Source organism: Streptococcus jiangjianxini, assembly GCF_040225085.1.
GTDB classification, from domain to species: Bacteria; Bacillota; Bacilli; order Lactobacillales; family Streptococcaceae; genus Streptococcus; species Streptococcus jiangjianxini.
This window is the reverse complement of sequence record NZ_JBEHGL010000021.1, coordinates 23115-44013: the sequence shown is the minus strand read 5'-3', so window position 1 is coordinate 44013 and position 20899 is coordinate 23115. Positions and strand designations below refer to the sequence as shown.

At 39.3% G+C, this 20899-nt stretch carries 17 protein-coding genes and 4 pseudogenes; 19 read left to right on the top strand and 2 right to left on the bottom strand.

Features of this window, described 5'->3' with window-relative positions:
- The first annotated feature begins 202 nt into the window (after nucleotides 1-202).
- The 8 genes and pseudogenes from ABP870_RS09020 (at nucleotide 203) to purH (ending at nucleotide 8551) form a co-directional block, all read left to right on the top strand.
- Complete coding sequence (locus ABP870_RS09020; protein WP_062710717.1) at nucleotides 203-1171, top strand: ribose-phosphate diphosphokinase; 969 nt, start codon at nucleotides 203-205, stop codon at nucleotides 1169-1171.
- Nucleotides 1172-2076: 905 nt separating this feature from the next.
- Entirely contained in the window at nucleotides 2077-3252 is a 1176-nt protein-coding gene (locus tag ABP870_RS09015; RefSeq protein ID WP_350015084.1) for a pyridoxal phosphate-dependent aminotransferase, read from the top strand.
- Nucleotides 3242-3997 carry a DNA repair protein RecO gene (gene recO, locus ABP870_RS09010; RefSeq protein WP_350015083.1) on the top strand — a complete coding sequence of 252 codons (756 nt, stop codon included), beginning with the start codon at nucleotides 3242-3244 and terminating at the stop codon, nucleotides 3995-3997. The genes ABP870_RS09015 and recO overlap by 11 nt, the downstream gene beginning before the upstream one ends.
- A gap of 106 nt (nucleotides 3998-4103) precedes the next feature.
- Nucleotides 4104-5108 carry a phosphate acyltransferase PlsX gene (plsX, locus tag ABP870_RS09005; protein ID WP_350015082.1) on the top strand — a complete coding sequence of 335 codons (1005 nt, stop codon included), beginning with the start codon at nucleotides 4104-4106 and terminating at the stop codon, nucleotides 5106-5108.
- A gap of 81 nt (nucleotides 5109-5189) precedes the next feature.
- Nucleotides 5190-5435, top strand: a pseudogene (locus ABP870_RS09000) (AIR synthase-related protein); the annotation flags it as partial.
- The gene (purN, locus tag ABP870_RS08995; RefSeq protein WP_350015081.1) at nucleotides 5435-5983 is read left to right on the top strand and encodes a phosphoribosylglycinamide formyltransferase; all 549 of its coding nucleotides are present in this window, start codon (nucleotides 5435-5437) and stop codon (nucleotides 5981-5983) included. The pseudogene ABP870_RS09000 and the gene purN, both read left to right, overlap by 1 nt.
- Before the next feature lie 33 nt (nucleotides 5984-6016).
- A complete protein-coding gene (locus ABP870_RS08990) occupies nucleotides 6017-6772 on the top strand; it encodes a GNAT family N-acetyltransferase (protein WP_350015080.1) in 756 nt (251 codons plus the stop codon).
- Between the two features lie 231 nt (nucleotides 6773-7003).
- Nucleotides 7004-8551, top strand: a complete 1548-nt coding sequence (gene purH / locus ABP870_RS08985; protein WP_350015086.1) for a bifunctional phosphoribosylaminoimidazolecarboxamide formyltransferase/IMP cyclohydrolase — start codon at nucleotides 7004-7006, stop codon at nucleotides 8549-8551.
- A 299-nt stretch (nucleotides 8552-8850) separates the two neighbouring features.
- Here purH and ABP870_RS10670 read toward each other — a convergent pair.
- Together ABP870_RS10670 and ABP870_RS08975 are read right to left on the bottom strand one after the other, a co-directional pair.
- Nucleotides 8851-9438: pseudogene (locus tag ABP870_RS10670) on the bottom strand (SH3 domain-containing protein); the annotation flags it as partial.
- 93 nt (nucleotides 9439-9531) lie between these two features.
- Nucleotides 9532-10530, bottom strand: a pseudogene (locus ABP870_RS08975) (SH3 domain-containing protein); the annotation flags it as partial.
- 219 nt (nucleotides 10531-10749) lie between these two features.
- On the opposite strand from ABP870_RS08975, the gene ABP870_RS08970 reads away from it, so the two are divergent.
- The 11 genes and pseudogenes from ABP870_RS08970 to ABP870_RS08920 all read left to right on the top strand — a co-directional run bounded on the left by ABP870_RS08970 (nucleotide 10750) and on the right by ABP870_RS08920 (nucleotide 20790).
- Nucleotides 10750-12051 carry a LysM peptidoglycan-binding domain-containing protein gene (locus tag ABP870_RS08970; protein WP_350015079.1) on the top strand — a complete coding sequence of 434 codons (1302 nt, stop codon included), beginning with the start codon at nucleotides 10750-10752 and terminating at the stop codon, nucleotides 12049-12051.
- 324 nt (nucleotides 12052-12375) lie between these two features.
- Nucleotides 12376-12522 (top strand): annotated as a pseudogene (locus tag ABP870_RS08965) (5-(carboxyamino)imidazole ribonucleotide synthase); the annotation flags it as partial.
- A 65-nt stretch (nucleotides 12523-12587) separates the two neighbouring features.
- Nucleotides 12588-12749, top strand: coding sequence for a hypothetical protein (locus tag ABP870_RS08960; protein ID WP_350015078.1), 162 nt, complete (start codon nucleotides 12588-12590; stop codon nucleotides 12747-12749).
- Nucleotides 12750-13430: 681 nt separating this feature from the next.
- The gene (gene purB, locus ABP870_RS08955; RefSeq protein WP_350015077.1) at nucleotides 13431-14723 is read left to right on the top strand and encodes an adenylosuccinate lyase; all 1293 of its coding nucleotides are present in this window, start codon (nucleotides 13431-13433) and stop codon (nucleotides 14721-14723) included.
- 105 nt (nucleotides 14724-14828) lie between these two features.
- The gene (locus ABP870_RS08950; RefSeq protein WP_350015076.1) at nucleotides 14829-15737 is read left to right on the top strand and encodes a helix-turn-helix domain-containing protein; all 909 of its coding nucleotides are present in this window, start codon (nucleotides 14829-14831) and stop codon (nucleotides 15735-15737) included.
- A gap of 311 nt (nucleotides 15738-16048) precedes the next feature.
- Nucleotides 16049-16471: a low molecular weight protein-tyrosine-phosphatase gene (locus tag ABP870_RS08945; protein WP_350015075.1), complete on the top strand. Its 423-nt coding sequence runs from the start codon at nucleotides 16049-16051 to the stop codon at nucleotides 16469-16471.
- A 16-nt stretch (nucleotides 16472-16487) separates the two neighbouring features.
- Nucleotides 16488-16889 (top strand): hypothetical protein, encoded by a 402-nt coding sequence (locus ABP870_RS08940; protein ID WP_350015074.1) that lies wholly within the window; start codon nucleotides 16488-16490, stop codon nucleotides 16887-16889.
- Nucleotides 16886-18667, top strand: a complete 1782-nt coding sequence (locus ABP870_RS08935) for an acyltransferase family protein (protein ID WP_350015073.1) — start codon at nucleotides 16886-16888, stop codon at nucleotides 18665-18667. Before ABP870_RS08940 ends, ABP870_RS08935 begins: the two co-directional genes overlap by 4 nt.
- Before the next feature lie 287 nt (nucleotides 18668-18954).
- Nucleotides 18955-19311 carry a GntR family transcriptional regulator gene (locus ABP870_RS08930; protein ID WP_350015072.1) on the top strand — a complete coding sequence of 119 codons (357 nt, stop codon included), beginning with the start codon at nucleotides 18955-18957 and terminating at the stop codon, nucleotides 19309-19311.
- Nucleotides 19304-20131 (top strand): ABC transporter ATP-binding protein, encoded by an 828-nt coding sequence (locus tag ABP870_RS08925; RefSeq protein WP_350015071.1) that lies wholly within the window; start codon nucleotides 19304-19306, stop codon nucleotides 20129-20131. The genes ABP870_RS08930 and ABP870_RS08925 overlap by 8 nt, the downstream gene beginning before the upstream one ends.
- A 2-nt stretch (nucleotides 20132-20133) precedes the next feature.
- A complete protein-coding gene (locus ABP870_RS08920; RefSeq protein ID WP_350015070.1) occupies nucleotides 20134-20790 on the top strand; it encodes a hypothetical protein in 657 nt (218 codons plus the stop codon).
- The last annotated feature ends 109 nt before the right edge of the window (nucleotides 20791-20899 follow it).

Sequence of the window (20899 nt, the reverse complement as noted above, 5' to 3'; positions counted from 1 at the left end):
ATGAGCATGCGACGTAAAAAATTTGTCCTTAGTCTGTCCTTTGACCAGTATTTAAAACGATTACTGTAAGGCAAACATAGCTTCGAAGCCAGAGAAATAGATTAGGGATTTTCATGCGTTTGTCGTGCCTCTATACAATATTGTTTGAAAAAAAGCCTTAAAAACGGTAAAATAGGGGTGGACTAAATAGATGGAGGAAATCATGTCTTATTCTAATTTAAAGTTGTTTGCATTATCATCAAACAAAGAATTAGCAGAAAAAGTTGCTGAAAATATTGGCATTAGTCTTGGAAAATCAACGGTTCGTCAGTTTTCTGATGGTGAGATTCAAGTAAATATTGAAGAGTCAATCCGTGGACATCATGTTTTTATTTTGCAATCAACAAGCTCACCGGTCAATGATAACCTAATGGAGATCTTGATTATGGTAGATGCTTTGAAACGTGCGAGTGCGGAAACCATTAATGTTGTGATGCCTTACTATGGTTATGCCCGTCAGGACCGCAAAGCACGGTCTCGTGAGCCTATCACATCAAAATTAGTAGCAGACATGTTAGAGGTTGCTGGGGTTGATCGTCTCTTGACTGTTGATCTTCATGCTTCACAAATTCAAGGGTTCTTTGATATTCCGGTAGACCATCTTATGGGGGCACCACTTATTGCGGATTATTTTGACCGTCAAGGTTTAATTGGTGATGATGTGGTTGTGGTTAGTCCTGACCACGGTGGTGTGACACGTGCCCGTAAGTTAGCACAATTCTTGCATACCCCTATTGCGATTATCGATAAACGTCGTAGTGTGGATAAAATGAATACTAGTGAAGTGATGAACATCATTGGTAATATTGAAGGCAAGACATGTATTTTGATTGATGATATGATTGATACGGCTGGTACTATTTGCCATGCGGCAGATGCTTTAGCAGAAGCAGGTGCAACTCGTGTCTACGCGTCATGTACACACCCTGTTCTTTCTGGACCAGCTTTGGATAATATTCAAAAATCAGCTATTGAAAAACTTGTTGTTTTAGATACGATTTACCTCCCTGAAGAACGTTTGATTGATAAGATTGAACAAATTTCAATTGCTGAGTTGATTGGTGATGCCATTGTGCGTATTCATGAAAAACGTCCTCTATCTCCACTATTTGAATTATCAGCTAAGAAATAAGTTTATTATGGTTAAAAGGATTCTTTTTAGGAGAGTCTTTCAGGTTGAAGAAAATGTCCATTTTGGATTGTTTTCTTCAACTTTTTTATTTTTATTTGGGAGATAAAAACTTATTAATAGTCAATAAGAATCAAAATTAGCATTTGGGCTATTTTCTTAGGTGGCTCAGACATAAATTACAGATTTTTTATTACTGTCCATTTCACTCACTGAATGCGTTTTTGTTATCGGAATACTCACTGTCATTCATAAACAAGCTTGTTTATGAATGACAGCGAGTTAAATGTCTTCTCAAAGCCGTAACATATTTCTGATTCTAGTAGCTCAAAGAAAGTTTTCATCATGCCGTTATCAGGAGTGTTATCTTTACAAGATATAGATGGATGAAATCCGTTTTGACTTAGAAAATCATGTTAAAACAGGTATTGGTTCCGATGAAACTGGGTTTGATACCTATTTTTCCGAGAGTAGGATTGCTGATCAAGAGGGTAATTTATAGCCAGTAACGTATCTGACAGAAAGATACCAACAGCTATCTTTAGTGACGAATTTGAAAAGTGGTGGGTTAGTAGATCTGATGACTTGCAAAGTTGTCATGACTGGAGGTGCTTTAGAAGGTCTTATTATCAACTTTAGACATATGGGTAGGCTAAACGTCTTATGCAAAGAGCACGGGCATAAACAGTTGCTGCTTTCTTTCTACTCGGCGGAGTCTGATTCTTTTAGGAAAACATGAGCTTATATCAAAAACAGCTCAAAAAAGTAGGAGCAACTGATGGTACGTTTCTTCAAGTATTTTATTCTGTTTTTATTTCAATTTGAGATGATTGTTTGATTAAGAGATTTGTGTACTTTTTCAGAATTTTTTGTATAATAAGGGTATTATATTTAAAAGGAGTCTAACTATGGATGTTAGCCAACGTTATAATCACAATTTAGATCAGTTAGAAGTATCCTTGATTCGTCAATTTGACCAATCCATTTCAGGGATTCCTGGGATGCTTCGAATGACTTTGGGTGAACCTGATTTTCCGACTCCTCAGCACGTTAAAGAGGCTGCAAAGAGAGCGATTGATGAAGATAAGAGTCACTATACCGGAATGGCTGGCCTTTTAGAACTTCGTCAAGCTGCAGCTGACTTTGTTAAAGAAAAGTATAATCTAACGTATGATCCAGAATCAGAAATTTTGACCACAATTGGGGCTACTGAGGCCATTTCTGCCAGTCTTGCAGCTATTTTGGAACCTGGTGATACTGTTTTATCCCCTGGCCCTGTTTTTCCTATTTATGAAGCTCTTACAACAATGTATGGTGGTGAATTTATTGAGTTAGATACTTCTGAGACGGACTTTATTTTGACTCCTGAGATTCTTGAAGAAGCGATTTTAGCTCAAGGAAATAAGTTGAAGGCTGTTATTCTTAACTCACCTGCCAATCCAACAGGTGTTGTTTACACAAGGCAGCAAATTCAGGCTTTGGCTGATGTTATCCGTAAGTACCCTATCTATGTTGTTTCAGATGAGGTTTACTCAGAAATTACCTATACCGAGGAGGGGCATGTTTCTATTGGGGAATATCTTCCAGAACAAACGATTGTTATCAATGGTTTGTCAAAATCTCATGCTATGACAGGATGGCGTTTGGGCTTTATTTTTGCGAATCAGTCATTGTGCGCTCAATTGGTCAAAACTCACCAGTATTTGGTGACGTCAGCAACAACGATTACGCAGTATGCGGCTTTAGAGGCTCTCACAAATGGTAAGGATGATGCCCTACCAATGCGTGATGAATATCGTAAACGCCGGGATGTTATTGTGGAAGCTTTGATGGAGCTTGGTTTTGACGTGGTTAGGCCTGATGGAGCTTTTTATATTTGGGCCAAAATCCCTGGTGAAGCTGGTAAAGATTCTTATGCTTTTCTTGAGAAACTAGCTCATAACAAGGCTGTTGCTTTGATTCCAGGAGTTGCTTTTGGACCGTATGGTGAAGGCTACTTGAGGATTTCTTACGCAGCAAGTATGGAAGTTATCCAAGAAGCAATGAAACGTTTGAAGGAATTCATGACAACAAATGATAAGTAAAGACGCTAGAGGGATAGTCCTTTATAATAGAGATTTTCGTGAATCAGATAAGTTGGTTAAAATTTTTACTGAAACAGATGGGAAACGAATGTTTTTCGTGAAACATGTGAGAAAATCTAAATTATCTGCGGTCATTCAGCCACTTACTGTGGCTGATTTTCTTCTGAAATTAAATGACAGTGGTCTGTCTTATATTGATGATTTTCGGGAAGTAACAATCTACAAGTCTATTAACGAAGATTTGTTTAAATTATCCTATGCAACCTATATTATGGCCTTAGCGGATGCTGCCATTCCAGATAATCAGGTAGATGCGCCATTATTTGCTTTTTTAGAAAAAACATTACGGTTGATGGATGACGGCTTAGACTATGAAGTGTTGACCTTGATTTTTGAGATTCAAATATTGGAACGCTTCGGGGTTCAGTTAAATTTTCATGAGTGTGTTTTTTGTCATCGTGTTGGTTTGCCTTTCGATTTTTCCTTTCGTTATTCAGGTCTTCTTTGCCCTGATCACTATGATAAGGATGAAAAACGGGCTTACTTGGATCCCAATGTTCTTTTTTTACTGGATCGCTTTCAAGCTATCTCTTTTGATGAGTTAAGGAGTATTTCACTCAAGGAAGATATGAAAGCTAAATTAAGGCAGTTTGTAGATGTTATCTATGAGGATTATGTAGGCTTACATTTGAAAAGTAAGGCATTTATTGATGATCTCAGTAAGTGGGGAGATATCATGAAGTAGGGCTGATGTAGAGTCTGAAAATCAAATGAAAAGATGCTATAATAGAAGACATTCAGGTAAAAGCTCTGCTATTTTTCAAAAGAAAAGGAAGTAATGAGGTAAAATCATGAAACGTATTGCAGTTGATGCTATGGGTGGTGATCAGGCTCCTAAGGCGATTGTTGAAGGTGTTAATCGTGCTATCCAAGATTTTTCAGATATTGAGATTCAACTTTACGGTGATGAGGCGAAAATCCGTGAGCATTTGACCGCTAGTGAGCGTGTTACGATTGTTCACACAAGTGAAAAAATTAATTCTGATGATGAGCCTGCCAAGGCTATTCGTCGCAAGAAAGATGCTTCGATGGTCTTAGCAGCTAAGACAGTAAAGGACGGACAAGCAGATGCCATTCTTTCAGCGGGAAATACAGGAGCTCTCTTAGCTGCAGGTCTCTTTGTAGTTGGGCGCATTAAGGGAATTGATCGTCCAGGTCTTATGTCAACTCTGCCAACGACGGATGGTAACGGTTTTGATATGTTGGATCTAGGGGCTAATGCGGAAAATACACCAAAGCATCTACTACAATACGCTATCCTTGGTTCATTTTATGCTAAGAATGTGCGGGGGATTGACCAACCTCGTGTCGGTCTTTTGAATAATGGTACAGAAGCGACTAAGGGGGATCCACTTCATAAGGAAGCTTATGACTTGCTTGCAGGCGACTCTTCCATTCATTTTGTGGGTAATGTAGAAGCGCGTGATTTGATGAACAATGTGGCTGATGTTGTTGTCACAGATGGATTCACGGGAAACGCAGTACTTAAAGCGATTGAAGGAACTGCTATCAATCTCATGGGTAGTCTTAAATCCGTTATTAAATCAGGTGGCTTCAAGGCTAAGATTGGAGCCTTATTCTTGAAAGATAGTTTGTATCAGTTGAAAGATACTATGGATTATTCATCAGCTGGTGGAGCAGTCTTGTTTGGGTTAAAGGCTCCTGTAGTTAAAGCTCACGGGTCTAGTGATGAGAAGGCTATTTACCATACGATTAAACAAATCAGAACTATGTTAGAAACTAATGTTGTGTATCAACTAGTTGAGGCTTTTGCTGAGGAGGAAGGTCATGACTAGGGAAGCTATTTATGATACGGTTGTAAACGTCATTCGCCAGCAGCGACAAGAGGATGATTTACTTATTACACCAGCAACTAGTTTGCGAATGATTTGGCTGCTGAGATTGATGAAAGCAATCTTCCAGTATTGCCTATTTTCAAAACATTGGAAAAATATGGTGGCATCAAGCACGAAGAAATGTTTGAAGTCTTCAACATGGGTATTGGTCTCGTGATGGCTGTCAAACCTGAAAATATTGACAAGATCAAAGACTTAGTTGACGAAGAAGTTTATGAAATCGGTCGTATCGTGAAAAAAACTAGTGTTAGCGTGGTGATAAAGTGATGAGCAAGAAGATTGCTGTTTTTGCTTCTGGCTCGGGTTCCAATTTTCAAGTTATTGCGGAGAACTTTCCGGTGGCATTCGTCTTTTCGGATCATCGGGATGCTTACGTTCTGGAGCGTTCTCAAAAGCTTGGAGTTAAAAACTATGCTTTTGAACTTAAAGAGTTTGTTAGCAAGGCTGCCTATGAGCAGGCTATCGTAGAATTGCTGAAACAACATGACATTGACTTGGTTTGCTTAGCAGGCTATATGAAAATTGTTGGTCCAACCCTCTTATCAGCTTATGAAGGACGAATTATCAATATTCACCCATCCTACTTACCAGAATTTCCAGGAGCTCACGGTATCGAGGAAGCTTGGAATGCTGGTGTTAATGAATCTGGCGTGACTATCCATTGGGTTGATTCTGGTGTTGATACTGGAAAAATCATCAAGCAGGTGCGCGTGCCGAGACTTGATAATGATACTATTGAGACCTTTGAAGCAAGGATTCATGAGTATGAACATTGTCTTTACCCTCAGGTGCTGCGTGTTTTGGGGCTAAAATAGCCACTATTCTTGTTTATTTGCTACAATAATATTATGAAAAAATTAGATAATACTAAGCTTGTTGACTCCCTCTTTGATAATTGGCCAGAAACGATGATTTTGTCCTGTCTGCAAGGTGTGATGGGAGAGATTTTTGTAGATGATTTGCTAAACCCGCAGTCAGCTATGGCAAAGTTAGGACGTGAGGCTTCGTTTGCGTTTTTAGCAGGGCGGCCTTATCTTGATTTTATAGAAGGTTGCCGATATGAGGATATTATTTTCGTTCCACAGAGTCAGGATTGGGCTTCTTTAATCGAATCGACTTATGGAGATCGAGCGCGTGTCTTTACAAGATATGCAACCAAAAAGGATACTCTCTTTGATATTGAAATGTTGCAGAGGTTTGTTGAACAGTTATCAAACTCATTTAGTCTTTGTCAAATTGATGAAAAAAGCTATCATGACTGTTTAAAGGAAGCATGGTCAGAGGATTTAGTGGCTAATTATAAGGATTACGACCATTATGCTAAAGACGGCTTGGGCTATGCCATTTTCCATCAGGATAAGCTAGTTGCGGGGGCTTCTTCTTATTCTAGTTATCAAGAAGGTATTGACATTGAGATTGACACCCATCCAGATTATCGACGAAGAGGGCTTGCTAGGGTAGTTGCTGCCCAATTAATGTTAGCTTGTTTAGATAAGCAATTATATCCTAGCTGGGATGCGCATACTAAAGCATCGCTTAGCCTAGCTGAGCAACTTGGCTATCAATTATCGTATGAGTATTCAGCCTATGAAATTGATTGGTAAATCATCATTTTGATGATTTGGCGCTTAAAAACAGCAATTTATCACCTCTAGTGAAAATATTATAGTAACTATAAAGTAGGATGAAAGGAATTGACCCCGTTCAGAAGGTTGAAAAAGCGTTCATGGATACTTTCAGGTGATTTTGAATGCTTGAAAAAGTCTACTAGATGTTTTGAACCATCGCGTTTTTGATGGTTCAGCCGCCTTCTTGTCGGACATGGTATTTTAATGATGACGAAACGAGCACTTATTTCAGTTTCAGATAAAGCAGGCATTGTTGCATTTGCCCAAGAACTTAAAGCACTAGGATGGGATATTATCTCAACTGGTGGGACTAAGGCAACTCTTGATGCGGCTGGGATTGCTACCATTGCCATTGATGATATAACTGGTTTTCCAGAGATGATGGATGGCCGTGTCAAGACACTTCACCCTAAAATCCATGGTGGACTTTTGGCTCGTCGTGATTTAGAGAATCATCTTCAGGCAGCTAAGGATAATCATATTGAACTTATCGATATGGTAGTTGTCAATCTTTACCCTTTCAAAGAGACTATTTGTCGTCCAGAGGTGACTTATGACTTAGCCGTTGAAAACATTGATATTGGTGGTCCCTCAATGCTGCGTTCGGCAGCTAAGAATCATGCGAGTGTCACCGTTTTGGTGGACCCAGATGATTATGCGTCTGTTTTGGGAGAATTGAAAGAAGCTGGCGATACAGCTTATGAAACTCGTCAGGCTTTGGCCGCTAAAGTTTTCCGTCATACAGCAGCTTACGATGCTCTTATTGCGGAATATTTTACAGCACAAGTTGGAGAGACAAAACCAGAAAAATTAACGTTGACTTTCGACCTCAAACAAGCAATGCGTTACGGTGAAAATCCTCAGCAGGCAGCTGAATTCTACCAAAAAGCCATTCCGACTGATTACTCCGTCGCGTCAGCTAAACAGCTTAACGGTAAGGCTTTATCATTTAACAATATCCGCGATGCTGATGCAGCTATTCGCATCATCCGCGATTTTAAAGATCGTCCAACCGTTGTGGCTCTCAAACATATGAACCCATGTGGTATTGGGCAAGCTGATGATCTTGAGACAGCTTGGGATTACGCTTATGAAGCTGATTCGATTTCTATTTTTGGAGGTATTGTCGTTCTTAATCGTGAAGTGGATGCCGCGACAGCTGAGAAGATGCATGATATTTTCCTCGAAATCATCATCGCACCGTCTTATTCCAAAGAAGCGTTAGCGATTTTGACCCATAAAAAGAAAAATCTCCGTATTTTAGAATTGGCCTTTGATGCGCAAGATAAGAGTGGCATCGAAGCTGAATACACAGGGGTTGTTGGTGGTCTTTTGTTGCAAAATCAAGACGTCGTTAAAGAAAACTCAATTGATTGGCAAGTAGTGACTGACTCTCAACCATCTGAGCAAGAAGTAAGAGCTATGGAATTCGCTTGGAAAGCTATCAAATATGTCAAATCAAACGGTATCTTAATTGCCAATGACCACATGACACTTGGTATCGGAGCTGGTCAAACAAATCGTGTTGCTTCAGTGCGTATTGCAGTGGAACAGGCTAAGAATCGTCTAGGTGGAGCAGTCTTGGCATCGGATGCTTTCTTTCCATTTGCGGATAATATTGAAGAAATTGCTGCAGCAGGCATTAAGGCTATTATCCAACCAGGAGGCTCTATACGTGATCAAGAGTCGATTGATGTGGCAAATGCACATGGCATTGCTATGGTCTTCACAGGGGTAAGACATTTTCGTCATTAAGCATTAAGATTTAAGGTTTGTGAAAGAAAAGTTTAAGTTGTGATTAAGCTAGTGGGACTATACTATAGTCACTCCTAAATAATATGTCTGCAAGAGTTAGCGATAGCTAGCTAGTGTGAGCATTCTTTTTCATAATCTCTTAAGAGCTCGGACTATCCGGGCTTTTTTGGGTTCTTTTTGCAAGACAAAATACTAAAACCCTCTATCCTAAGAAAGAGGGCTTTTTTATGAGTTTTCAGTTGTATTTAGAAATGAGTATGAGTTATGAGAGAACTGAAAAGCTCAATGTAGTCAGTTGATTATTGTTTACTTACTTTAGACATGGTTACCCAAGTATCTCGGCTTCCGATTTTAACACAAATCCCATTGCTTGCTTTATCGACCTTTGAAACTTTGTATTTTCCAGGAATACTGAAATATTCACCAGGATATAAGATTTGATCCCCAGATTTTTTACCAGACTTATTCGTTTCAATAACTGGAGTAGGGTCTAAGTAGTTTAGTGCAGATGGCATACCACCGGCTAGATCTGAACTTGAAATAAGATAGCCGCCACTGACATTAGCTGTTACCTTGAAGGTTCCTAAAAACTTGATAGTGTCTCCGACGGCAATAGTAGCTGAATTAGTCGAGGATTGAGTTTTTGGTTTACTTGATTCAGATGAACTTGATTTAACTGTTTTAGAGGTGTTTTGGCTCGTTAACTTCTCAACAGCGATATAACGTCTCATCCCACTACCACTGATATAACTAATCCACTTATAGCCATCGGCTTCCAAGGTCTTGTCGTAATGAACAGACTGTCCTTTGTCGTAAAATGCGATTTCGGCAGCGTCTTGTTTTGGCTCATTCTTAATAGATGAACGACTGGTGAAATGGTAAGTTCCATTTGAAGCCAGTGCCTTAGAAACAGGTTTTGGGGCAGGCGTTTCAACAGCTGGTGTGGCAACAGTCGCTGTTTTTTGGAGTGGACTAATTGGAATATAACGTCTCATCCCACTACCACTGATATAACTAATCCACTTATAGCCATCAGCTTCCAAGGTCTTGTCGTAATGAACAGACTGTCCTTTGTCGTAAAATGCGATTTCGGCAGCGTCTTGTTTTGGCTCATTCTTAATAGATGAACGACTGGTGAAATGGTAAGTTCCATTTGCAGCCAGTGCCTTAGAAACAGGTTTTGGGGCAGGCGTTTCGGCAGCTGGTTTGGCAACACTCGCTGTTTTTTGAAGTTGACTAATTGGAATGTAACGTCGCATCCCGCTTCCGGCAATATAGCTAATCCACTTATAGCCATCGGCTTCTAAAGTTTTATCATAGATAACAGATTGTCCCTTTTCATAATATGCTAATTCTGGGCTTGTCATCTTTGGTTCAGCCTTGATAGAAGTACGACTGGTGAAATGGTGTGTTCCACTTGATGCCATCGAATGGTTTGTTATGATAGGGGACGTGGTTGTTGTTCCTACTGAGGTAGGTCCCAAATCCTTAAAGTGGATATAGCCAGAAACCTGACTTTTATGGAAACTGCGCTTCCAGTATTTCTCAGGGCCCTGACCATAATCAAAGTTATACTCTTCAATGGTAACGGTATCTCCTTTCACATCAGCCACCCAGGCAACATGACCGTAACCTCCTGCTCCGTTGACACCATTACCAAACCAAGCGACAGAACCGACCGCAGGGTTCATGTCCACTCGGTAACCTTGAGCTTTGGCAACCCCACCCCAGGTAATGGCATTTCCGTAACCACCTGGTAGGGAAAACCCATTGGCTGAACTCAAACGAAAAGCTACAAAGGAAGTACACTGCCTCTTATACATTCCCCAACTATCAGCCCCCCACCCAGATTTCCATTGGGTAGGATAGTTATCACCAAGAACAGCGGCTTGAGCGACAGATTGTCCAGATGATAATGCGGTTCCAGTTAAGATTAAGGCAAGAGCACTTGCAGTTGTAAACTTAGATGTTAATGTCATTCAATATCCTCCTGCTTATTTATTCGGCAAATAAATCAAGAAGTGACAATTTTTCTGAAAAAATATCAGAAAATGACAGGGAAATTCATTTATTATGACAAACAAGTCTAATATTACAGAAGAGCAACAGTTTCTTTAAAGAACTCCCCAACCACTTTTTCTTTTTCAAATTTGTGCTAAGATGTGTAGAGTTATCAAAAAGAAATAGGTAGTAATAAAATGAATATCTCAAAAAAAATGCTTTTAGCATCAACTGTAACCCTATCTTTAGCTTCAGGACTAGCTGTACATGCTGAAGAAATGCCATGGACACCCCGGAGCGTTGAGCAGATCAAATCAGACATTGTCAATGCGGACGAAAGGTCGACTTATACGGTTCAATATGGTGATACTTTGAGTACTATCTCAGAAGCCATGGGGATTGATATGAATATTCTGGCTAATATCAATAACATTGCTAATATTGATTTGATTTTTCCAGAGACGGTTTTAACAACAACTGTTAATGAAAACAATGATGTAACATCCGTTCAAATCCAAACACCAGCTGTGCATGAGGGACAAGAAGGCATGGTAGCTTCTGCTGACTTGGTTAAAAATGAAGTTGTTGTAGATGACCAGACGGTCCAAGTGGACGATTTAACAGTTTCTACGGATGAAGTAAGTAGCCAACCAGCTTCTTCAGAAGTAAGTTCACATTCTGCGAATACTGACTCAGAAGCTACGTTAGATCCTGATGTCCAAAATAATAGGGCAAGCTCTGAAGACACTGATACAGATGCGCCAGCTTCTCTTGAAGGAAGTTCTGAAATATCAGAGATATCAGAGGCAAATCAACTTCTATCAGAAAGTGCGCAAGACAGCGCTGCTATGGCATCAGAAGTCATCCCAGAAGCAAGTTCAGAGACGTCAACATCAATTCAAGCCACTTCGGAATCGGCAGAATTGCCAACCGTAGCAGAAGCCTCTTCACAAGTTTTGGAAAAAACTTCGGTAAGCACAGCGACATCTGAATCTATGGCAACAGTCAGTGAAGCGGTCTCTCAAGTGGTTTCAGCGACAGCAAGCCAATCAGCATCAGAAACCCCAACGACGGCAACTTTGCCAGCTTCTAACACAGCAAGCCCAGCAAGCCAAACGGCGACCAGTTTTGCTCAAGCGACATCAAATCCTGCTAATGCAGGACTAAGGCCACAAGTAGCAGCATACAAGGAAGAAGTTGCTGCCAAATATGGTATTAGGTCATTTAGTCTTTATCGAGCAGGCTCAAATGACGATCACGGTAAGGGATTAGCGGTGGACTTTATGGTGCCTGAAAGCTCTGCTTTAGGGGATCAGGTCGCACAAGATGCTATTAACAATATGTCTAGTCGCGGTATCTCATATATTATCTGGAAGCAACGTTTTTACTCACCATACAACAGCATTTATGGACCAGCGAATACTTGGAATCCGATGCCAGATCGAGGTGGTGTTACGGCTAATCATTATGACCACGTGCACGTATCCTTTAATGATTAGGCATTAGCAGCTAGAGATGAGTGGGTTAACACTAATGTTTAGAAAAATTTAAGAAAGCTCGACTATAATATAGGCATTCCTAAATAACTTTTTCATAATCTCCGAGAACCACTGGCTATGCCGGTGGTTTTTTGTGAATCAATAACAGTTTTATTGCTTGATAATGTTTATGAAATAAGGCTTATAATGTTTTTGTTTCATTTATGCTTTTGAACAAAAAATTTGGTGGCTCTGGTGCGTGTGTGGTGCGTGGACATCGAAGAATTCTTGGAGGGAGGGGAATTCTCATTATTTGCTTTTGTCAATGGTGAGCACTTTGACATTATGCCAGTAGCTCAAGCCTATGTCCAAAATAACTCTAGCGCTCACCTCCACCTTTATGGTAAACTAGAATCGAAGCACAACCGCAAAATGGGACATGTGACTTTGTTTAGTGAAAAGCCTGATGAGGTTGAGGAATTTGGCCTCTAACCGTTGAAACTGTTCATTTTACCAATATGGGATCGATTGGCTAAAGTGTTATTTCAGGTGGACAAGTGGGGACTGGTGAATCATTCACAGATTCGATTATTCGTGAGATGACAGAAGAATCTGGTTTGACGATTTTTTCTACAACTCTGTGGTATCAAAGATTGGTAGAAAGATGGCAAGCGATGTTGTTTATTTTTACAAAACCAATCCATTCAAAGAAGAATTAGTTTCATCGGTGAGAGAGCTAGTTCAGTGTCAATAATGAAGAATCTTCCCTACTTGAAGTTGTCACTTGCTATGGAGGATGTGTTTCTTGTTTTCACAGAAGACAATCTTAGTGATTTTTTTATGATGAAGATGGTGATTCTTAGGGTTATGATTTGAACTAGGATCATAGAGGACTTGACCTCAGGCAGTAAGTTTGGTAAAAATTAAGGTCTCCTTTTTCCAAAATACAGCGGTAACCCAATTTGCTAGTCTTTTGAATTAACTGTGATATACTATCACTTTCGACTTATCGTATTTAAGTACTGTCTGCGTCTAAATTCCTTGCCTAGAAGTTAATTCCTTTGACTATAAATTAAAAAGGAAAGAAACTTAGGTACTCGTATTTGTTGAGCTGAATACAGGCTACGAACTAGGCAAAAAAGAAAAATGTGACCTAGAGGTAAGTTTGCTTTTTTTCTAAAAACTAAGAAAAAGAAAGGAGTGAGGGTGTTTCTGAGTAGTTGAACTCGGGCTAACTCATCTCTACAATACAAATTAAACATCAGAAAGGAAAGGCACAAGCTAGTGCAATTGAACCCGGGCGGAAAGCTCGGAATTTAGATAAAACGCCTAGGACGCAAGCGTCCGTCGTTGATTTCCTAAAATTCAGTCGCTTTCTTGTCGCCCTTGGTATCTTAATTATGCTAGAACGTTATTCCCGCCCGGAGATGGCGAACATTTGGAGTGAAGAAAATAAATACCGTGCTTGGCTTGAAGTAGAAATTCTCGCTGACGAGGCATGGGCTGAGTTGGGTGAGATTCCAAAAGAGGATGTGGTGAAAATTCGTGAGAATGCGGATTTTGACATTGACCGTATTCTTGAAATTGAACAGGAGACACGTCATGATGTAGTGGCTTTTACTCGGGCGGTATCTGAAACCCTCGGTGAGGAGCGTAAGTGGGTTCATTATGGTTTGACCTCAACGGATGTGGTAGATACGGCCTATGGTTACCTTTACAAGCAAGCTAATGATATTATCCGCAAGGATCTTGAAAATTTCACCAATATCGTGGCTGACAAGGCGCGTGAGCATAAGATGACTATCATGATGGGTCGTACGCACGGTGTTCATGCTGAGCCAACAACTTTTGGTCTTAAATTGGCCACCTGGTATAGTGAAATGAAACGTAACCAAGAGCGTTTTGAGCGTGCAGCAGCTGGTGTTGAGGCAGGTAAGATTTCAGGTGCAGTGGGGAACTTTGCCAACATCCCACCATTCGTGGAAGAATATGTCTGTGGCAAACTTGGTATCCGTCCGCAAGAAATCTCAACTCAGGTTCTTCCACGTGACCTTCATGCTGAGTATTTTGCGGTGCTAGCTAGCATTGCCACCTCTATCGAACGCATGGCGACTGAAATTCGTGGACTTCAGAAGTCTGAACAGCGTGAGGTGGAGGAATTCTTCGCCAAAGGCCAAAAAGGTAGTTCAGCAATGCCTCACAAACGTAACCCGATCGGATCTGAAAACATGACGGGGTTAGCTCGTGTCATCCGCGGCCACATGGTGACAGCTTATGAGAATGTTTCCCTCTGGCACGAGCGTGACATCTCTCACTCGTCAGCAGAGCGTATTATCACACCAGACACAACCATTCTCATTAACTACATGCTCAATCGTTTTGGCAATATTGTCAAAAACCTAACCGTCTTCCCAGATAACATGCTCCGTAACATGAATTCAACATTCGGTCTCATTTACAGTCAGCGTGTTATGCTCAAATTGATTGAAAAAGGAATGACACGTGAAGAAGCTTATGATTTGGTGCAACCAAAAACAGCCTATGCATGGGATAATCAGGTTAACTTCAAACCACTATTAGAAAAAGATGAAAAAATCACCTCTCTCCTAAATCAAGACGAACTGGATGAACTCTTCAATCCAATATACTATACCAAACGTGTAGATGAAGTCTTCGAACGTCTCGGATTATAATAAAAAAAGGAACATATTGATGTTCCTTTTTTATTTGTCTAAATAATGATAAATAAATGAAACAAACATGATATAATATAGAAGAGAAAGAAAGGAGAGAGTGATATGATTATAAATTTTGGGAAACGATTAAAAGAATTAAGGAATGAAAGACAGTTAACACGTGAAGAATTTTGTATGGATGAATCAGAGTTATCGGTTAGACAATTAGCTCGAATTGAACTTGGACAGTCACTGCCAAATATTAGAACAGCGATGTTTATTGCTGACCGATTAGGTGTTTCACTTCAATTTCTAACGAATGGTGAAAAATTAGAATTGTCCAAAGAATATTTAGAATTAAAACATCATATCTTACGAGTGCCAACTTATTCTGATACCGCTCGAATAGCAATTAAAGAAAAATATTTTGATACCATTTATGAAAATTATTACGATGAACTTCCAGAAGTGGAAAAGTTGGTGATTGACACTTTACAAGCAACACAAGACTCGTTAATAACGGAGAACTTCAACTTTGGGATCAGTATTTTGGGAGATTATTTTGAACAAACTAAGGTAAAAGAAAGATATGATGAGAATGATTTAGTTCTAATAAATTTATATTTAATCTATCTTGATTTCGAAGGTTTCGAAGGTCAGTATTCGGATCCATTATTTAACAATCGCTTATTTGAAAAACTTGGTAGTCAGTCTAAAGAATTTACAGTAGATGAATTGATTGTATTGACACAGGTTTTGATTACAATGTATGCTATCTCGCTGAAAGATGATCAATTGGTAGCTTTAGATGATGTATTAACCTTAATTGATTACACAATGGATAAGACAAAAGATTATAGCAGGTTGCCAATTCAGAAAGTTTTAGAATGGAAGTACAGATTATATGTTGAGGGAAACCAAGAAGATGCGCAGAGTAGTTATGATAAAGCGATGCTTTTTGCTAAAATGACTGATGACAGTTACTTGGAAGAACAGTTAGCAATTGAGTGGAACAAAGATATGCAGAGATGAGTTTATTAAGTAGACTCATCTTTTTTTACGAATACTCAATGACATTTATGACATGTTGATATTAGGTGTTTTAACTTAAAATAAAATCATCACTTAAACATAGGAGTAAAAAATGTATCAATTTTTAAAAAAAGTAGTTGTCATTAGTATTGTTGTTGCTATTCTTATTGTGTTACAAACTAAGGGAATGCCCCTGGTGTCAACAGTTGAGTGGTGGAGATTATAATGATTAATATCGACACCCCTCCCCACATGATTTTTCTGTATTTTCCTGTTTACTTTTCTGTTATAATGTTACTAAGGAGTTTCTTATGAAAAAAGTATGTTTTGTTTGTCTTGGTAATATTTGTCGCAGTCCCATGGCTGAGTTTGTGATGAAGGCTCTTGTCGATGCGGATTGGCAGATCGAGAGTCGTGCGACGTCTTCTTGGGAACATGGTAATCCTATTCACAGAGGAACACAAGCGATTCTTAAAGAAAAAGGCTATACCTATGATACTTCCAAAACGTCTCAGCAGGTGACTTTAGACGACTTGACTCATTTTGATGTGATTATTGGTATGGATGAGCAGAATGTGGCAGATTTACGTCAGCTTTCTGCAGGACGCTTTGACAACAAAATCCACCTCTTTTGTGACGGTGGTGTACCAGATCCTTGGTATACTGGCGATTTTGAAGAGACCCATACCCTCATCCGTAAAGGCTGCCAAACTTGGTTAGAAGAATTATCCTAAACGAAGAAAGAACATTATGAAACAGCTCATCGAAGATATTAAAAAAATAAAATTGACAAGAACGACGATTGAACTCGTAACCGTTGCCTTTATTATTATCCTAGGTCTAAGTGTCTTTTTGATCCCTCTAAAACACAAGGGAACTTTGACGTATGATAATCATAGAATCATTTATAATGGCGATGTCGCTAATAACCGAATGAATGGACAAGGGAAGCTGACCTACGATAATGGGGATAGTTACCAAGGTCAATTTAAAAATGGTGTCTTTAATGGACAAGGCACCTATACGGCGGCTAAAGGTTGGTCTTATTCAGGCGAGTTTAAAAAAGGGCAGGCAGATGGACAGGGCGCTTTGAAAACAAGTTCTGGCAAGACTTACAAAGGGGAATTTAAGCAAGGAATTTATCAAAAATGAGAATAAAATGGTTTTCGCTAGTTCGAGTGACTGGCCTCTTATTAGTCCTTTTGTATCACTTCTTTAAAGTGCAATTTCCAGGTGGTTTTATTGGGGTTGATGTGTTTTTTACCTTCTCTGGTTTCTTAATCACAGCCTTAGTCATTGACGAATACAGTCGGTCAGAAGCCTTTGATATCATTGGTTTTTTAAAACGCCGTTTCTATCGTATCGTCCCTCCTTTGGTTTTAATGGTTTTAGTAACGATTCCTTTTACGTTTTTAGTCAAGTCAGATTTTGTCGCTGATATTGGTAAACAAGCAGCAGCAGCGCTTGGTTTTACGACTAATTTCTACGAGATTTTTACAGGCAGCAGTTACGAAAGTCAGTTTATTCCTCATCTTTTTGTTCATACTTGGAGTTTGGCGATTGAAGTGCATTTCTATATTTTCTGGGCCTTGGTTGTCTGGTTACTTTCAAAGCGTAATCTGACACCAATTAAGTTCAGAGGAATGATTTTCATGGTCTCATCAGTCCTTTTGGGACTGGGATTTTTGAGTATGTTTATCAGAGCTTTCTTCACAGATAACCTGTCGCTGATTTACTACTCAACCATTAGTCATAGTTTTGCTTTTTATCTAGGAGCCATCTTTGCAACCATATCTGGTATTTCAGAAGTTACCCATCGTTTCAAACGAAACTGCCAACTCTGGTCACTTAACCGTGTCGTCGCCTATATGGCGGGTAGTTTTTTGCTCTTGTTACTGCTAACTTTTGCACTAGATTTCAATAATATCTTAACCTTCCTTTTTGGTTTTATTTTGGCAACTCTTTTTGCCTCGACAATGATTTACGCGGCTCGTGTCTTACATGAAAAGACACCAAATGCTAAAGAGCCTGTGGTCATTACTTACTTTGCGGATATTAGTTATGGACTTTACCTATTTCACTGGCCTTTCTATGTGATTTTTAGCCAACTTGTTCCTAACTGGCTAGCAGTCACCCTCACCATGTTTTTCTCTATTCTCTTCTCGACCCTCTCTTTCTATATTTTGGAGCCATTTATTGCGGGGAAAATTCCTCGTATCCTCGGTTTAGAAATAGACTTGAAACCCTACTGGAAAATCTTGGCTGGAATAGGTGCAGCCCTATCATTTCTGCTAGTCATTGTTGGTGCGACAGCACCAAAAGTTGGTCAATTTGAATCAGAGCTTTTGGTCAATTCCCTTAAACAATCGCAAAATAGTTTGACACGATCCTATATGGTCACTGCGGGAGACGTCGATGCCTTGAGTGATGTCACAGTCATTGGAGACTCTGTTGCTCTTCGGTCACAGAATGCCTTTAAGGAAATAATGCCCAACGTACAGCTGGATGCTGCTGTCAGCCGAAATTTTGAAGATACTTTTGCTATCTTTGAAAATCAGGCGAAAACTGGCACCATGTCAAGTACAGTCGTCATCGCTGTTGGTGTGAATTCAACAGCTGGCTATGAAGCCGAAACTCAGAAATACATCAAAGCCCTACCTAAAGGGCACCGCTTAGTCTTTGTAACACCATATAATGCTAAAGCGATGGGGGATGTCAAAGCCCTGAGAGACTATGAATTGAAGTTAGCTAAAAAATACAAATACGTTGAAGTTGCGGATTGGTACAAGACAGCCATCAATCATCCAGAAATCTGGGGCAACACTGATGGTGTTCACTATTCAGATACCAGTACAGCAGGTGCCAACCTCTATGTTAAAACGGTTCAAAAAGCTGTTGAAAAAGTTGCTAAACAACCCGCTAAAAAATAACTCTTATAAACAATGTCAATCTAGGAATTTTTCTACTTTGACATTGTTTTTTCATTTGTTTTAAAAAAGACTAATCACTCAAAAATAGACTGTTTGCCCCCTTAAGAGTTACTCTTTTGGATAAGAGCATTGAGATAAGGTTCCGCGATTTGACATCATTGATAATTTTTGAAGAAAAGACTTGCAATATTTTGCTTCTGGGTTTATACTTAAAGTACAGGTTAGTTAGTTGAGTAATCAACCACAACACCAAATGGCTATTTAACATAAAGAAGGTAGGTGTAGATGTGAATGAATCAGTACCCATTTACATGCAAATCTCACAAATGATTGAAGATGAGATTTTAAGTGGGCATTTTAAGGTTGATGACAAAGTTCCATCAACCAATGAATTTGCCAAAATGATGCAAGTCAATCCTGCAACAGCGGGTAAAGGATTGAACGACCTAGTGGCTCAGAATATTTTATACAAGAGAAGAGGGATGGGCATGTATGTCACTACAGAGGCGAGAGATTTGATTATTGGCAAGAGACAGCAAGCTTTTAGTCAGCAGCTGCTCCCGGCCTTTTTACAGGAAGCTAAACGATTGGATATTTCACTAGATCGCCTAATAGAGATGATTAAGGAGGAGAAGGATGCTTAGTTTAGAGAAAGTTACTAAAAAGTATGGTCAAAAAGTTGTTTTACAAAACATTGATTTAGATTTTAAAGATCAATCAGGTGTTTACGGTTTGCTTGGTCGAAATGGCGTGGGTAAGACGACCATGATGAAGATGATCAACGATATGATTGCGTCATACGATGGCCGCATTAGCACTAGTTTTGACCTAGCTCACATTGTCTTTGTGACTAGTGCTGTGGCTGATAATAATACTATCTTCCAAGGTAAGATTACTAACTTGATGCGTTATTATGCGAGCATGTATCCTAACTTTGATAGTGACTATGCTAAGAATCTCTTGGCACGGTTCAATCTTAATCCCAAACTTAAAATCAAAAAATTATCAACTGGTAACAAAACCTTAGTTTATAATATTTTAGGCCTTGCGACTCGTGAAACAATTACAGTTTTCGATGAACCAACCAATGGCTTAGACTCTGTAAACCGTCAGAAATTCTTGGATATTATGTTAGAGGATTACGCTCAACACCCGCGTCTCATTGTCTTATCAACCCACCTCATTCAAGAAGTTGAAAACTACTTAACGCATGTCATTATGCTTAAAGATACTTCTTTAATGATGGATGACGATATTGAAGACATTCAAAAAAGAGCGGTCCGCATTAGTAATGCAACTCTTCCTAATAAACGTGTCATTCACCAGCGTCAGTTAGGTAGTATGACAGAAACTTATCTCTTTGATACGGTTACTGAAGAGGATATTCAAGAAGTAACTGGACAAGGTGGAAAAGTGGATTATTATGACTTACAGACACTCTTTAACTACTTAGTGGAGGACTAATCATGAAACGAACATTGACATTAAGAGGAATGCAACTCCTAGATCATTTAAAATTGACAGCGATGATTATGCTTGGTTTTGGTCTTATCGTAACTGCTTTTGCTGTTCTAACCTTCTTTGTTGGTGATAATAGCTCGTTTAATATGGAAAAGATTAGCTGGCTAAACGGCAGCTTGCAGGTAATCTCGGTTTTTCTATCGATTTGGTCATTCATCGTCTTTTTTGCTGATGGCATGTTGGACTTTGACTCAGCCTTGAGATTTGGTAATAAACGTAAAAACTACTTCATCATTAATTTCTTTACTTACGCTATAATGGTTGTAGCAGTGACCTTCCTTTCTTTAGTATCAAAAGGTGAGCATTTACCATCGTGGCAAACTTTTTCATCAGAGTTTTGGAGAAATTTTGCTGGCTGTTTTATCATAGCAATCCTTGGTTTTGCCATTTACAAATGGGGCTGGAAAGTTCTTTTCGCTCTCTTTGGTATTTATTTTTTAAGTGGAATAGGTATGGCAATCATAGCTTTAGTGCTGCGTGATAGTTTGCCAAGAATACTTTCACAACTGCCGGAGGTTGTTTACAACGGTATCGGCCCTCTGTCATTGTTAGCAGTCATTACCGTGTATTACTGGATTATTGCTAAAATTGAGGTCAAATAACAACCCATTAATCACAACTCTTTCTAACAAGTATTAGGAAGAGTTTTATTTTTAAATTATTTTAAAGCGCTAAAACCTTGCTACTAAAGCATTTTAGGTAAATAAATTA

Bases quoted from the DNA above. Each gene is read 5' to 3' on its own strand.
- ABP870_RS09020 (WP_062710717.1), top strand. From the start codon at position 203: ATGTCTTATTCTAATTTAAAGTTGTTTGCATTATCATCAAACAAAGAA.
- ABP870_RS09015 (WP_350015084.1), top strand. From the start codon at position 2,077: ATGGATGTTAGCCAACGTTATAATCACAATTTAGATCAGTTAGAAGTA.
- recO (WP_350015083.1), top strand. From the start codon at position 3,242: ATGATAAGTAAAGACGCTAGAGGGATAGTCCTTTATAATAGAGATTTT.
- plsX (WP_350015082.1), top strand. From the start codon at position 4,104: ATGAAACGTATTGCAGTTGATGCTATGGGTGGTGATCAGGCTCCTAAG.
- purN (WP_350015081.1), top strand. From the start codon at position 5,435: ATGAGCAAGAAGATTGCTGTTTTTGCTTCTGGCTCGGGTTCCAATTTT.
- ABP870_RS08990 (WP_350015080.1), top strand. From the start codon at position 6,017: ATGAAAAAATTAGATAATACTAAGCTTGTTGACTCCCTCTTTGATAAT.
- purH (WP_350015086.1), top strand. From the start codon at position 7,004: ATGACGAAACGAGCACTTATTTCAGTTTCAGATAAAGCAGGCATTGTT.
- ABP870_RS08970 (WP_350015079.1), top strand. From the start codon at position 10,750: ATGAATATCTCAAAAAAAATGCTTTTAGCATCAACTGTAACCCTATCT.
- purB (WP_350015077.1), top strand. From the start codon at position 13,431: ATGCTAGAACGTTATTCCCGCCCGGAGATGGCGAACATTTGGAGTGAA.
- ABP870_RS08950 (WP_350015076.1), top strand. From the start codon at position 14,829: ATGATTATAAATTTTGGGAAACGATTAAAAGAATTAAGGAATGAAAGA.
- ABP870_RS08945 (WP_350015075.1), top strand. From the start codon at position 16,049: ATGAAAAAAGTATGTTTTGTTTGTCTTGGTAATATTTGTCGCAGTCCC.
- ABP870_RS08940 (WP_350015074.1), top strand. From the start codon at position 16,488: ATGAAACAGCTCATCGAAGATATTAAAAAAATAAAATTGACAAGAACG.
- ABP870_RS08935 (WP_350015073.1), top strand. From the start codon at position 16,886: ATGAGAATAAAATGGTTTTCGCTAGTTCGAGTGACTGGCCTCTTATTA.
- ABP870_RS08925 (WP_350015071.1), top strand. From the start codon at position 19,304: ATGCTTAGTTTAGAGAAAGTTACTAAAAAGTATGGTCAAAAAGTTGTT.
- ABP870_RS08920 (WP_350015070.1), top strand. From the start codon at position 20,134: ATGAAACGAACATTGACATTAAGAGGAATGCAACTCCTAGATCATTTA.